The following is a 13,433-nucleotide window of genomic DNA, read 5'->3' on the forward strand; positions in this document are numbered from 1 at the left end:
GGCGTCGGAGCAGGGCGCAGCCGGGATGGCTTTCCACAAGGATTTTACCGTGGATCCGCCAACAACCCCGCATCGGCGTTTCGGATTGCTAGCAAGAGCCGGGAGTTGGCGCGGCGAAAGCCGCCGCGGAGCGCAGCGTGGCGGCAGCCTCTTCGGGGTTGATCCGCGCCAGAGTCATCCCGGCCGTCAATAAGGCGAACAGCAGACGAGCGCGCCCGCCGATACGGGCTGCCCCCGCGGGTCCGGCCCCACCTGCCACGGCGAGGCCCGCGGCACTTCCTGGCTGGTCACGACGCAGGGCAGTGGCGAAGGCCTCGGTCACTTCGACCCGGTAGGCCTCCATGGCGGCACGCACCGTTTCGTCACGACTATTGCGTCCCGAGGAGGCGGTGAGCAGCAGGCATCCCCGCTGGGGGCCCTCGCCCCCGCCCAGGGCCTCGGCCAGTGAGTCGAAGTAGGTGCCGAGACCGGTGGCCCCGTCCTCGGCAGAGACGAGGACCTCGAGACGGGGACGGACCACCTGGTCCAGGTAGCTTTGCACCGCCGCGTCGAAGAGGCCCCGTTTGGAGCCGAAAGCGTTGTAGATGCTGGAGCGGCCCAGCCCGGTGGCCCGCTCCAATTCGGGCATGGACGCGGAGTCGTATCCGGCGATCCAGAAGACGTCGCGGGCCGCCTGGATGACCTCGTCCATGTCGAATGCCTTGCTCCGTGCCACGTGTCTCCTCCCGGCCCCAGCGGCCCCCTCGGCATTGCGCTCGGGGTGAACTTCGCCTCAAAATGTTTATTTTGTATCAATCGTTCCAATATTCTAGACCCATCGCAGAACGCGATGCCACCTACCCCAAGGGAGTAGTCCCATGACTTCCAGTACACAGATCCAGCTCGCCAAGCGTCCCACCGGCTGGCCGGACCACGAAAACTTCCGCACCGCCGTTGTCGATCTCCCGGCGCTGGCCGAAGGCGAGGTCCGCGTCTCCAACGAGTTCATGTCAGTGGACCCCTACATGCGGGGCAGGATGAACGAGGGCAAGTCCTACGTTCCGCCGTTCCAGGTCGGGGAGGTCATGAATGGCGGTGCCGTCGGCCGCGTCATCGAGAGCCGCGATGAGACCCTGGCCGTGGGTACCCCGGTCCTGCACAACCAGGGCTGGCGCGACCTCGCCCAGGGCCCGGCCTCCGAATTCCGGGCCGTGGAGGAACTGCCCGGCCTTGCGCTGTCCGTCTACCTGGGCACCCTGGGGATGACCGGTTTGACCGCTTGGGTCGGCCTGCTCGAAATCGCCGGGATGAAGCCGGGCGATACGGTCTTCGTGTCCGGCGCTGCCGGCGCCGTCGGCTCCATGGTCGGCCAGATCGCCCGCCTGAAGGGCGCCGCCCGGGTCATCGGCTCGGCGGGTAGCCAGGAAAAGATCGACCTGCTGACCTCCAAATACGGTTTCGATGCCGCCTTCAACTACAAGGACGGCGATATCGCCGGGCAGCTGGCAGCAGCCGCGCCCGAAGGCATCGACGTCTACTTCGACAATGTCGGGGGCGAACACCTCGAAGCGGCCATCGGCGCGATGAACGACGGCGGCCGCGTGGCACTGTGCGGGGCCATCTCGCAGTACAACGCCACCGAGCCGGGGCCCGGCCCGCGGAACATGGCCAACCTGGTCACCCGCGGCCTGCGCCTGCAAGGCTTCACCGTGGGGAACTACGCACAACACCTGGGCGCCTTCGCCGAGCAGGCCGGGGCTTGGGTTGCCGCCGGCGATCTCGTCTTCGACGAGACGGTGGTCGACGGGCTGGAGAACGCGGTCGATGCCTTCCTGAGCCTGATGCGCGGTGGCAATACCGGCAAGATGGTCGTCAAGCTCTAACAGCCACAGGTCGATGACCGGTCCCGGCTCCTTGATCTCCTGGAGCCGGGACCCCTTCATGCGGAGACCACGGGCAGGTCGGACCATTCGGTGGTGTAGCGGGGGGAGGCGAATTCGCGTTTCATCGTCCAGGCCGCGGGCTCGGCCAACCCGGCATGGCCCAAGCCGATTGCCGCTTGGCCGAAGCGGGCCCGCACATCCCCGAGCAGCGTCCCCATCTGCCGCTCCTCCCCCTCCGCGGCAAATGTGTCGAAAGCCTCCTGACCGGCTGCCGATTCCAGTCCTGAGAACACGACCCCGGCCCGCACGTAGCGGGTCTCGGGGACCAGGCGTTCGCGCATGGCAGCAACGGCGGTCCGGGTGAGCACGATGGGATCCTGCGTCGGCGCCGCCAACCGCACGGTCACCACCGGGTTGGCCCCGGGTTGACCCGATTGGCCGGCGAAGCGGCTGACCCCGGCGCTGACGGTGAGCATCGTGGCCCGCAGCCCCTCGGCGGCCATCCGTGCGGCTCCTCGTTGGGCGTAGAGGGCCATCACCTGGTCCATATCCGAGGCCGTGGTCACCGGGGTGGAGAAGCTCCTCGAGAACATGATTTGCGCCTTATCGGCTCGCTCCTCGACCTCGGGAATGCACGGTGTGCCGTTGAGTTCAAGGACGGTGCGTTGCAGCACCACCGAGAACTTTTTGCGGATCATCAGCGGGTCGGCAGCCCGCAGGTCGGCGATCGACTCGATCCCCAGGGCGTTGAGCCGTTGCCCGTTCCTGGCCCCGACGCCCCACAGCCCGGTGACTGGAACCCGTGATTGAATGCGGTGGACCTCCTCCGGCGGGACACTATCCAGCGAACACACCCCACCCAAGCCTGGGTTGCGTTTGGCCACATGGTTGGCGAATTTCGCCAACGTTTTCGTCGGCGCGACCCCCACACAGACCGGGACACCGACGTTCCGCCAGACAGCTTCCCGGATCTGGCGGGCAGTGTCGCGCAGCGATGCCTCGTCCCCCGGCAGTCCGATGAACGACTCATCGATCGAGTAGACCTCCTGCCAGGCCCCGAACCGTCCAATGACTTCCATGACACGGGCCGACATATCGCCATAGAGTTCGTAGTTGCTGGACCGAGCGACCAACCCCGTTTCGTGAGCACTGCCGGCGACCTGGAACCACGGGGTGCCGGTTTTGATGCCGAGTCGTTTCGCTTCGGGTGACCGGGCAACCACGCAGCCGTCATTATTCGAGAGCACGACGACGGGACGTCCTTCCAGCCGCGGGTCGAAGGCCCGCTCGCAGGAGACGTAGAAGTTGTTCACATCCACCAGGCCAATGCGCCCGCGTCCGGGCCCCGGCTCAGACATGGTGCAGGCAGCGGGTGACCACACCCCAGACGGTGAGGTCCTCCAGCGCTTCGACCAGGACCGGCCGGGTTGAGGGGTCGTCGGTATGCAAAGAGACTCCGCCGGCATCGATGCCCAGCCGCCGGATGACCATTTCTGCTTCCAGGACGGCGATGACGACCCGGCCGTCGCGGGCCGGTAAGGAGCGGTCCACAATCACCTCGTCCCCGTCGCAGATCCCCGAGGCGGCCATAGAGTTCCCCGCGACCCGCATGATGAACGTGGATGTCCGGTCACGGATCAGATGCCGGTTCAGGTCGATCCCGCCGTGGAAGTAGTCGCGGGCCGGGGACGGGAAGCCGCTGGCCTGGCGTTCCGCCGTGGGCTCTCCGCTCACATCGTCTCCGGGCATGGTGCCGGCCGGCGGGACATAGACGGGATCCTGACCGAACACGACAACCCCTTAATAGAACAAAGATTCGATGACCAGCCTAGCATCGGATACCTTGGTTCCCGAGCCGTTCTCGGGCACCAAAAAACCGGCCCCGATCGTGGTGATCGGGGCCGGTTTCGGTCGCTGTGCGAAGCCTAGGCGTCGACGGTGATGACCGTGACGACGGGCTTGCGGCGCAGGGCACGATCGGACCAGCGCACCAGGGCCTGGGAGATCGCACGTTCCGCGTCGGGTCCCGTCTTGACACCTTTGAGACCGTTGAGCGTCTTCTCGACGATGCCGACAGCCTTGCCGAGGTCCTTATCGGAGAAGCTGAAGCCCACGGGGAAGAACTCCGGGTCCTCTTCCAGGGCACCGGTCTCCGGGTCCACAATGGCCAGCACGGTCAGCGCGCCGTCCTCGGCCAGGCGGATGCGGTCCTGCAGGGACTCCTCCGTGGCCGCGCCGGCGACCATGTTCTCGACGTAGACGTAGTCGGCGGCGACGTTGCCCGAGACGCGGGCGACGCCGTCCTTGAGGTCGACGGTCACACCGTCCTCGAGGACCAGTGCGTTCTTGGGATCCACTCCGGTGCGGATCGCCAGCTCGGCGTTGGCCTTGAGGTGGCGGTGCTCGCCGTGGACCGGCATGACGTTCTTCGGGCGCACCAGGTTGTAGCAGTACACCAGCTCCCCGGCCGAGGCATGTCCGGAGACGTGGACCTTCGCGTTGCCCTTATGCACGACGTTGGCGCCGAGCTTCGTCAGATCATTGATCAGACGGTAGATCGAGGTCTCGTTACCCGGAACCAGCGAGGAGGCCAGCAGGACGGTGTCGCCTTCGACGAGGTCGATGATGTGGTCCTGGTTGGCCATCCGTGCCAGGGCGGCCATCGGCTCACCCTGTGAACCGGTGCAGATGATGACGACCTTTTCCGGCGCCATCTTGTCGACCTCCTTGAAGTCCACGAGCACGTTGCGCGGGATCTTCAGGTAGCCCAGCTCGCGGGCCGTGCCCATGTTCCGGACCATCGAACGGCCCACGAAGGCGACCTTACGGCCGTATTTATGCGCGGAGTCGATGACCTGCTGGATGCGGTGCACATGCGAGGCGAAGGAGGAGACGATCACGCGGCGCGGGGCGGTACGCATGACATTGTCGATCGCGGGCAGCAGATCTGCTTCGGCGGCCATGAAACCCGGAACCTCGGCGTTGGTGGAGTCCGGCAGGAACAGGTCCACGCCTTCCTCCCCCAGACGGGCGAAGCCGGCCAGGTCGGTGATGCGGCGGTCCAGCGGGAACTGGTCCATCTTGAAGTCGCCCGTGGCCAGCACGGTGCCGGCACCGGTGCGGATCGCCACGGCCAGGCCATCGGGGATGGAGTGGTTGACGGCCAGGAATTCGAGGTCGAAGGGCCCGAACTTCTTGCGTTCGCCTTCCTTGACCTGGACCACGTTGGGCTTGATCCGGTGTTCCTGCAGCTTGGTCTTCACGAAGGCCAGCGTCAAGCGTGCGGAGATCAGTGGGATGTCTGCGCGTTCGCGCAGCAGGTACGGGATGCCACCGATATGGTCTTCGTGGCCGTGGGTGAGCACGAGGCCCACCACATCGTCCAGACGGTCACGGATCGCCGAGAAGTCCGGCAGGATCACGTCGACGCCGGGGTGTTGTTCCTCGGGGAAGAGGACACCACAGTCGACAATGAGCAACTTGCCGCCGTATTCGAAGACGGTCATGTTGCGGCCGATCTCGCCGAGGCCACCCAGGGGCATGACCCGCAGGGCTCCCTTGGCGAGGGCGGGCGGTGTCTGGTGCTGCTTTTTTCTCAAGAGTGTCCGTTCTCTGTGCTGTTGTGGTTTCTGCGGTATCCGGCCGGCAGCGTCAAGTGAATAGTCGACGCCGGAGCGAACCGGGAAAATCAAGGGCTTCAGCGACCCACGGGCGGCAGAAGCAAATCTCCCTCGACTTTACCACCGCTGGGGCGCTGGGATGCCGCCGTCCGGGGACAGCGTGAAATCTCCGGGCTTCCCGCGGACGACGAGTGCCGCTGGCAGGTCAGCTCGTCGGGTCCTGCAGCCGGTGGCGTTCCAACGCTTTGCGCTCTTCAGCGCTCAGCGCACGTGCCCCGGTACGGTCCTCCGCCAGTGGGACGATGACCGTGGTGCCCACGAAGACCGTCGTCCCCTGTTGGATGCCCGTATGGCGCAGGGTGAAGGACTTCGTCCCGATGCGTTCGATGCCCAGACTGATGGTCATCGACGGGATGTATTCGGCCTGGGCCAGGTAGTCCACGGTCATCGATGCGACGACAACACCGAGCAGGAGCTGGGCAAACCCGTCCTCAATGCGGGTCCACCGCACCCGGGCTTCCTCCATGAGCGTGACGATACGCGCGTGGTTCAGGTGGCCGTTGGCGTCTTGGTCGGACCAGCGCAAGGCAATGGTGAAGTCAGTGGAACTCATCGCTTCACCCTATCCTTCGGGCCCCGGACGCTAGTAGACGATGTTGAACACCCAGACCGCCAGGGTCATGGTGGTCAGCGTGGTGAGGACCAGGGAGATGAGGTTCAGCCAGATGCCCGCCTTGAGCATGTCGGAGATCTCGACGTAGCCACTGGAGTAGGCGATGGCGTTCGGTGGGGTGGCCACCGGCAGCATGAAGGCGCAGGTTGCGGCAATGGCTACGGGAATCACCAGGAGCATCGGGTCCAGCCCCAGGCCGACGGCGACCCCTCCGATCAGTGGCAGGAAGGCGGCCGCGGTGGCGGTGTTGCTGGTCAGTTCCGTCAGGCCCAGCACAATGAGTGCCACGGCGGCGATCAGGATCACCACGGGCAGGAAACCCAGGCCGTCCACCTGTTCCCCGACCCATTTGCTCAGGCCCGTTTCGGTGAATTGTGCCGACAGTGCCAGCCCGCCACCGAAGAGCAACAGGATGTCCCACGGAAGTTCCTTCGCGGCGCCCCAGTTCAGCAGCGGGACGCCCTTGCGCGGATTGGCCGGGATGATGAACAGGGCCACGGCGACGCACATCGCGATCACGGCGTCCTCGATGGAGGTATCGGGCCACAGCAGCGGGACGGTGATCCAGGAGGCGGCGGCGAGCACGAAGATCACCAGCACCAGTTTCTCGCCGACGTTCATCCGGCCCAGCTTCCGGTACTCATCGGAGATGAGCTTGCGTCCGCCCGGGATCTCGGTGATCTCGGGCTTGAAGATCACGAAGGTGAGCAGGTACCAGGCCATGACCATGAAGACGACCGACATGGGAACGCCCACCAGCATCCACTGGCCGAAGCCGATGTTGATGTCGTGGGCCTGCTGCAGGTAGCCGACCATCAGGGCGTTCGGTGGGGTGCCGATGATGGTTCCCAGCGAGCCGATGGAGGCGGAGTAGGCGATGCCGAGCATCAGGGCGATCCCGAATTTCGGCGGGACCTTCTGGTCCTCGCTCATCCGTGCGGTCAAGGCCAGCACCGACATACCGATGGGCAGCATCATGACCGCCGTGGCCGTGTTGGAAACCCACATGCTCATGAACCCGGTGGCGATCATGAACCCGCCGATCAGTTGGCGGGGTTTGGTGCCCACCAGCAATACGGTGGCCAGCGCGATCCGCCGGTGCAGGTTCCACCGCTGCAAAGCCAACGCCAACATGAATCCACCCATGAACAAGAAGATGATCGGATTCGCATAGGGTGTGGCCGCATCCGCCATGCCGGCGATGTTAAGCACGGGGAATAAGACGAGCGGAAGCAGCGCGGTGGCAGCCAACGGGATCGCCTCGGTCATCCACCACAGCGCCATCACGGTCGCCACCGCTGCCGTCAGCCGTGCCGGTTGGGCCAGGTCACCGGGCAGGAGGAAGAAAACGACGACGGCCAGGACCGGCCCGGCGAACAGCCCGATCCGTTTGCGCATCAAGATGGCCGGGCTTTCGGCGGGTTCGCGGAGCCCGGGCGCCTGTTCGTCGTCCTCTGCGGTGTCTCGAGGGGCTTCGTTCGGTCGGGTGTCTGGTTCGTTTGACGGCGTTGTCATCACGGTCCTCCTGCTGGCACGGACGGGATGGTTCGGTCCCGTCCGCCCACTATCTCCGATACGGCCTGTTCTGCCCAGAGCACCACGCGGGCCGGCGCGGACCTCAGGAGCGCAAGGCCGCCAGCGCGAACCCCACCATCTCGGTGAAGGTCTCCTCACGTTCCTGCGCGGTGAGGTCGGAAGAACCGGGGCTGCCGTCGGAAACGGTGCCCAGCATCAGGGTCTCGATGCCCTCGCGCATGCCCACCGCATACAGGGCGGCAGCTTCCATCTCCACCGCCAGGGTTCCGGCGTCGGCGAGTCGGGCCATGGCCTCGGGATCGCCGTTGTAGAAGTCGTCGCTGGTCAGCACGGAACCGACGTGGACCCTCTTCCCGCTGTCTTCTCCGTGGGCGACGGCGGCGCGCAACAACCCGAAATCGGGGGTATGGCTCATATGCACGCCGGGGAAACTGACGGCGGTCATCGCCGAGGTGGTGTGGGCTGCTGCGGCAGCCACCACGTCTCCGACCTTCAGCTGCGGTTGCATGCTGCCCATGGTGCCGACCCTGATGATCCGCTTCACCCCATAGAACCTGGCCAGTTCGGTCGCGTAGATGCTGATCGAGGGACTGCCCATCCCCGAGGCCATCACCGATACCGGCTGGCCGTCGACGGTTCCGGTATACCCCTGGATGCCGCGGACCTCGGTCACCAGTCTCGGGTTCTCCAAGAAGGTTTCGGCGATGCGCTGGGCGCGTCGCGGATCCCCGGGCATCAGCACATGGGGTGCGAAGTCGCCGGGTTCTGCTGAGATATGCGGGGTGGCCATGACGCTCCTGGATGGTTGGGGTGGTTGCACGGGACGATAGCATGACCGACATGGGAACCTGCTTACGATGTGGCATGCCATGACCGGTCGCCGCGAACGCTTCCGCGATATTGCCGAGACCTTCAGCCGGCACGGTTTGGGCTTCCTGCTCGCCGCCCTCGGGGTGGATGCCCGCATCCTGGGTCCGGCGGCCCGGTTCCCCGCCGGCCAGGGAAAGGACCAGGGCCTCCCCCAACGACTCCGCCTCGCCCTGGAGGATCTGGGGGCCGTCTATGTGAAGTTCGGGCAGGTTCTTTCCACCCGCTCTGATTTGTTGCCTGCCGAGTACGTGGCCGAACTGGCTCAACTCCAGGACGGAACCCCTTCAGTGCCCTTCACCGAGATCCGGGCAGTGATCGAGGCCGAGCTGGGTCCCGAAGCCGCGAAACTTCTGTCCACCATGGATCCCACCCCACTGGCCACCGGTTCCATCGGTCAGGCCCATGTGGCCACGGTCCAGGGACGTGACGTGGTGGTCAAGGTGCGCCGCCCCGGAATCGTGGAACAGGTCAACAACGACCTGGAGATCATGGCAGAGATCGCCAAGCTGGCCGAACAGGCTTCGGCCACGGCCCGGGGATTGCGGCTGGCAGATACCGTCGACGAGTTTGCCCGGACGTTGCGCGGGGAACTGGACTATCTGGCGGAAGGCCGCAACGCCGAACGGTTCGCCAAGGACTTCGCCACCGATGAGAAGGTCCATATCCCCGAGGTCTTCTGGAGTACGACGACGTCGCGGGTGTTGACACTTCAGCGGATGCGCGGGCTGAAAATCACCGATGTGCAGGGCCTGCATGCCGCAGGCCTGGACCCCTCCGAGGTGGCGTCCCGGGCGTGCAACGTGCTGCTGCGGATGGTTTTCGAACACGGTTTCTTTCATGCCGATCCGCATCCGGGGAACTTCTTCGTCGAGGGCGACGGACGGTTCGGCATCATCGACTTCGGCATGGTCGGACACGTCAGCGACGAGCTGAAACGCCAACTCGTGAAGCTGCTGCAAGCCATCGTCCTCCGGGACCCCCACCGGATGACCACGGCCCTGTTGCGGCTGTGCGGGGCCGGGCAGACGAGCCGGCGGGCCGAACTCCAGGCCCACCTGGCCCAGCTGTTGGACCGCTATGCCGATCAACCGTTAGCGGAGGTCCCGCTGACGCTCATCGTCAATGACGTGGTCGCCATGTTGCGTCGCCACCAGCTCCGGCTCCCACCCGATACCGCCTTGCTCATCAAGATGCTGGCCATGGCCGAGGGGTTGGGCCAGGAGGTCGACCCGTCCTTCGATCTGCTCTCCGAGGTCTCCCCCTATGCGCGGCGGCTGATGCTGGCTTCGGTTTCCCCCGGTGCCGTCGCCGAACATCTCAAGCTCATCGCCTCGGAGGCCATGAACCTGGGGGCCGAAGCCCCCGAGCTGATCCGCCGGGCCACCGAGATTTTGGAAAGTGGAGGCGTGGACGTGCGCATCCGCACCGAGGAACTCGATGAGCTCATGGACCGGTTGGACCATACCGGAAACCGCATCGTGGCCGGGCTGGTCACCGCGGCGCTGATCACCGCTGTCGGCGGACTCGTCGGCAGCCAGCCGACCCGCTGGCACCGGTGGCCACAAGCCCTTTTCACCGCCGGCGTGGGAGGAGTAGGCGCCCTGGGTGGTTATCTGGCCTGGACCTCACGCCGGCGGCGAAGCTGACACGGGAAACGTCCCGTGCCGACGGGTCAGCCGGCAATGACCTGCGGGACGCCTAGGGCCTTGAGCCCGGCAACACCGAATTCGAGTCCGTAGCCGGACTGCTTGACCCCGCCGAAGGGGATCCGTGGGTCCACGGCACCGTGCTTGTTGATCCATACGGTGCCGGCCTCGATCCGGGCGGCGACCTCCCGGGCCCGTGCCGGGTCGGCCGACCAGACGGAGGCCCCCAGGCCCACGTCCAGGCCATTGGCCATCTCGACGGCTTCCTCGATCGTGGAGTAGCGGATGATCGGCAGGGCCGGGCCGAACTGTTCTTCGGCCACCAGCGGGTTGGCGTTGTCGATGTCGGCGATCAGGGTCGTCGGGTAGAAGTACCCGGGCTGACCGGATTCCGGTTCCCCACCGATGAGCACCCGGGCCCCCGAGGCCTTCGCCGCGTCGACGAGCCGGGCCACGACGTCGTATTGAGCCTGGTTCTGTAGGGGCCCCAGGACGTTGTTCTCGTCCAGCCCCACACCCATGGGCATCTTGGCAGCGACCTCGACCAGGGCATCGCAGACCTGTTCGTAGATGGCCTCCGGAACGTAGAGCCGTTTCATGGCCGCGCAGGTTTGCCCGGTGTTGATGAAGGCGCCCCAGAACAGGTCCTCGGCAATGGCCTGGGGGTCGACGTCGTCGAGCACGATCCCCGCGTCGTTGCCGCCCAGTTCAAGGGTCAGGCGCTTCACCGTATCGGCGGAGGAGCGGATGATCGCCTTTCCGGTGGCGGTGGAGCCGGTGAACATGATCTTGTCGACATCCGCATGCCCCGACAGTGCCTCCCCGACGTCGCGGCCCCCGGGGATGACCTGCAGCAGCCCCTCGGGCAGCACCTGGTTCAGCACGGCTGCCAGGCCCAGCACCGATAGCGGGGTGTATTCGCTGGGTTTGAGGACCACCGTATTGCCCATGCGCAGTGACGGGGCGATCTGCCAGACGGAGATCATCATCGGCCAGTTCCACGGGCCGATGGCCCCCACGACCCCCAGTGGACGGTAGTGCACCACGGCATGGGTTTCACCGTCGTCCACCACGACCTCGGGTTCGAGTTCGAAAGCGGCTGCCGCCCGCAGCCAGGCCGAGCAGGCCCCCACTTCGAAGCGGGCGTTGGGCCCGTTCAGCGGCTTGCCCTGTTCGCGGGAGAGTAGTTCGGCCAACGCCTCGGCGGAAGCCTCCACCGCGTCGGCGGCAGCGTTGAGGTATCCGCTGCGCTCGCCGTGGGAGCGGGCACCCCACCCCGGCTGAGCCGACCTGGCTACGGCGACGGCGGCGTTCAGGTCGGCGACGGTCCCCGCCGGGGACCGCCCGACTTCCTGCCCTGTCGCCGGGTCGGTGATGCTCCGCCCCTCCCCCGGTGCGGAGATCCGCCCCATGAGGTCCTGGTAGGTCAATGGCTGGGGGGCCGGCTGCGTACTCATGGGCTGCTCCTTTGCTGCGTGCGCCGCTCGTGGTGAGGACGCGTGGTGGTCGCTAACCTCCACTCTGCCGTGGAACACCTCGGGTGTCTTGTCTTTCCGGGTTCCTGGGGTGGATACCAGCGCAGCGTTCCGGTGCCGGCCCGGGAAGTACTACCGGCCCGCCTCCTGGACCTCGCCGTCCACCATCTCCTCCAGGGGGTCGACTTCAGGGGTCGAAAGATAGCGTTCCAGACTGTCATCCAATTCGCGCAGCCACGGGGTATGGTGCGTGGCCGCCATCGTTCCGGTCTTCACCGACCTGTAGGTCTTGTCCCGGTAGGTCAGGATGTTCTTCTGCTTATCTTCCTTCCAGGCCAGGAAGATCTCCACGACCTCATCGACGTCGAAGGGCGGGTAGTCGGTGGCCTCGAGCAGGTCACGGATGTAGTCGGCCTGGAACCGTACTTCATCGGCATCGCCGTCGATGGCCAGGAAGCTCTCACGCCAGCGGCGCATATGCTCGGTGCGCTCCTGGGCCGAGGGCAGCTGGGCTTCCCCGAGGATCACATCACGCACATACCAGGCCTGGGCGTCGAACATGTTGAAGGTGAACCACTGGTCCTGGGCACCGAGGTAGAAGAGCTTCTCGTTGACGTCGGAGACGACGCCGCGGTACAGGCCGTCCGGGTAGACGTTATTGGGCGAATTCAGCGCCACGTCGGCAGGAAGGAACGGGTACTTATGCAGATAGCCGGTGCACAGGATCACTGCGTCAACGTGCAGGGAGGTGCCGTCGACGAAGTGGACGATCTGGCCCTCGAACCGATCGATCAGCGGTACTTCCTGCATGCCGGTGGGCCAGTCGTAGCCCATGGGGCCGCTGCGGTAGCTCAGCGTCACCGAACGTGCACCCATCTTGAAGGCCTGGACGCCGATGTCCTCGGCTGAATAGCTGGCGCCGATCAGCAGGACGTCCTGATCGGCCAGCTTCTCGGCACCGCGGAAGTCGTGGGCGTGGTGCAAGGTCCCGTGGAAGGTCTCGATGCCTGCGAAGTCGGGGACGTTGGGGAAACTGAAGTGTCCGGAACCGACGACGACGTGGTCGAATTCCTCGGTCTTGCTGGTGCCTGCGGACAGGTCATCCACGACCACCGTGAACTTCTGCGACTGCTCGCTATAGTGGACCCACCGCACCGCATGGCAGAAGTTGACCTGCTCCTTGAGCCCGGACTGGGCCATCCGCCCGTCGATGTAGTCCCACAGCACCGGTCGTGGTGGGTAGGAGGAAATCGGGCGGCCGAAATGTTCGTCGAAGCTGTAGTCGCTGAATTCCAGCGCTTCCTTGGGGCCATTGGACCAGAGGTTGCGGTACATGCTCGAGTGCACCGGCTCGCCGAACTCATCGATCCCGGTGCGCCAGTTGTAGTTCCATTGCCCGCCCCAGTCGTCCTGCTTTTCGTAGCAGACGACCTCCGGGACGTCCTTACCTGCCTGCCGTGCTGCCTCGAAGGCGCGCAGTTGTGCCATGCCGCTGGGTCCGGCCCCAATAATTGCCACGCGTTGTGCCACGAAAATCCATCCTTCCGGCCTCTTCGGCCCCTGCATCAGCTGGGCCGCACGGAGTCCCGGAGAACCGGTAGTACACCTCGACGCACGGCTTCAGTCGTCTGTCATACCGCCTGCCGCGCTGAAGTTCCGCTGCGGTTCTTACGGACGGTGGGTGCGTGGAATCCGCACCGTGAATCCTCCGACCTTACCACCGGGTAGGTTTTTGCCCTGCCGCCCGTCGG

The 13,433-nt window shown here is 65.6% G+C and carries 11 protein-coding genes; 2 read left to right on the top strand and 9 right to left on the bottom strand.

All coding sequences use genetic code 11. The features are described 5' to 3' along the window. Nucleotides 1-88: 88 nt before the first annotated feature. Entirely contained in the window at nucleotides 89-715 is a 627-nt protein-coding gene (locus tag CIK75_RS15535; RefSeq protein ID WP_086993869.1) for a TetR/AcrR family transcriptional regulator, read from the bottom strand. 142 nt (nucleotides 716-857) lie between these two features. Here CIK75_RS15535 and CIK75_RS15540 point away from each other — a divergent pair, with 142 nt between their 5' ends. Continuing rightward, on the top strand, nucleotides 858-1,862 hold the full coding sequence (locus CIK75_RS15540) for an NADP-dependent oxidoreductase (protein ID WP_086993872.1): 1,005 nt from the start codon (nucleotides 858-860) through the stop codon (nucleotides 1,860-1,862). A gap of 56 nt (nucleotides 1,863-1,918) precedes the next feature. On the opposite strand, the gene CIK75_RS15545 is transcribed toward CIK75_RS15540, so the two are convergent. The 6 genes from CIK75_RS15545 to deoD all read right to left on the bottom strand — a co-directional run bounded on the left by CIK75_RS15545 (nucleotide 1,919) and on the right by deoD (nucleotide 8,481). Further along, nucleotides 1,919-3,220: a Y-family DNA polymerase gene (locus tag CIK75_RS15545; protein WP_086993875.1), complete on the bottom strand. Its 1,302-nt coding sequence runs from the start codon at nucleotides 3,218-3,220 to the stop codon at nucleotides 1,919-1,921. Continuing rightward, nucleotides 3,213-3,653: a translesion error-prone DNA polymerase V autoproteolytic subunit gene (gene umuD / locus CIK75_RS15550; RefSeq protein ID WP_342744331.1), complete on the bottom strand. Its 441-nt coding sequence runs from the start codon at nucleotides 3,651-3,653 to the stop codon at nucleotides 3,213-3,215. The genes CIK75_RS15545 and umuD overlap by 8 nt, the downstream gene beginning before the upstream one ends. 134 nt (nucleotides 3,654-3,787) lie before the next feature. Continuing rightward, a complete protein-coding gene (locus CIK75_RS15555) occupies nucleotides 3,788-5,404 on the bottom strand; it encodes a ribonuclease J (protein ID WP_086994454.1) in 1,617 nt (538 codons plus the stop codon). 283 nt (nucleotides 5,405-5,687) lie between these two features. Next, nucleotides 5,688-6,095, bottom strand: coding sequence for a thioesterase family protein (locus CIK75_RS15560; RefSeq protein ID WP_086994451.1), 408 nt, complete (start codon nucleotides 6,093-6,095; stop codon nucleotides 5,688-5,690). 30 nt (nucleotides 6,096-6,125) lie between these two features. Continuing rightward, nucleotides 6,126-7,670: a DASS family sodium-coupled anion symporter gene (locus CIK75_RS15565; RefSeq protein WP_086994448.1), complete on the bottom strand. Its 1,545-nt coding sequence runs from the start codon at nucleotides 7,668-7,670 to the stop codon at nucleotides 6,126-6,128. A 103-nt stretch (nucleotides 7,671-7,773) separates the two neighbouring features. Further along, nucleotides 7,774-8,481, bottom strand: coding sequence for a purine-nucleoside phosphorylase (deoD, locus tag CIK75_RS15570; RefSeq protein ID WP_086994445.1), 708 nt, complete (start codon nucleotides 8,479-8,481; stop codon nucleotides 7,774-7,776). Nucleotides 8,482-8,548: 67 nt separating this feature from the next. Between deoD and CIK75_RS15575 the strand changes: the two genes are divergently transcribed. Further along, nucleotides 8,549-10,207, top strand: a complete 1,659-nt coding sequence (locus CIK75_RS15575; protein ID WP_086994443.1) for an AarF/ABC1/UbiB kinase family protein — start codon at nucleotides 8,549-8,551, stop codon at nucleotides 10,205-10,207. Nucleotides 10,208-10,233: 26 nt separating this feature from the next. On the opposite strand, the gene CIK75_RS15580 is transcribed toward CIK75_RS15575, so the two are convergent. Continuing rightward, nucleotides 10,234-11,664 (bottom strand): aldehyde dehydrogenase family protein, encoded by a 1,431-nt coding sequence (locus CIK75_RS15580; protein WP_086994440.1) that lies wholly within the window; start codon nucleotides 11,662-11,664, stop codon nucleotides 10,234-10,236. Nucleotides 11,665-11,814: 150 nt separating this feature from the next. Further along, a complete protein-coding gene (locus CIK75_RS15585) occupies nucleotides 11,815-13,212 on the bottom strand; it encodes an NAD(P)/FAD-dependent oxidoreductase (protein WP_256382367.1) in 1,398 nt (465 codons plus the stop codon). Nucleotides 13,213-13,433 lie beyond the last annotated feature (221 nt).

This window comes from Glutamicibacter sp. BW78 (genome assembly GCF_002332245.1).
GTDB lineage: Bacteria > Actinomycetota > Actinomycetes > Actinomycetales > Micrococcaceae > Arthrobacter_H > Arthrobacter_H rhombi_A.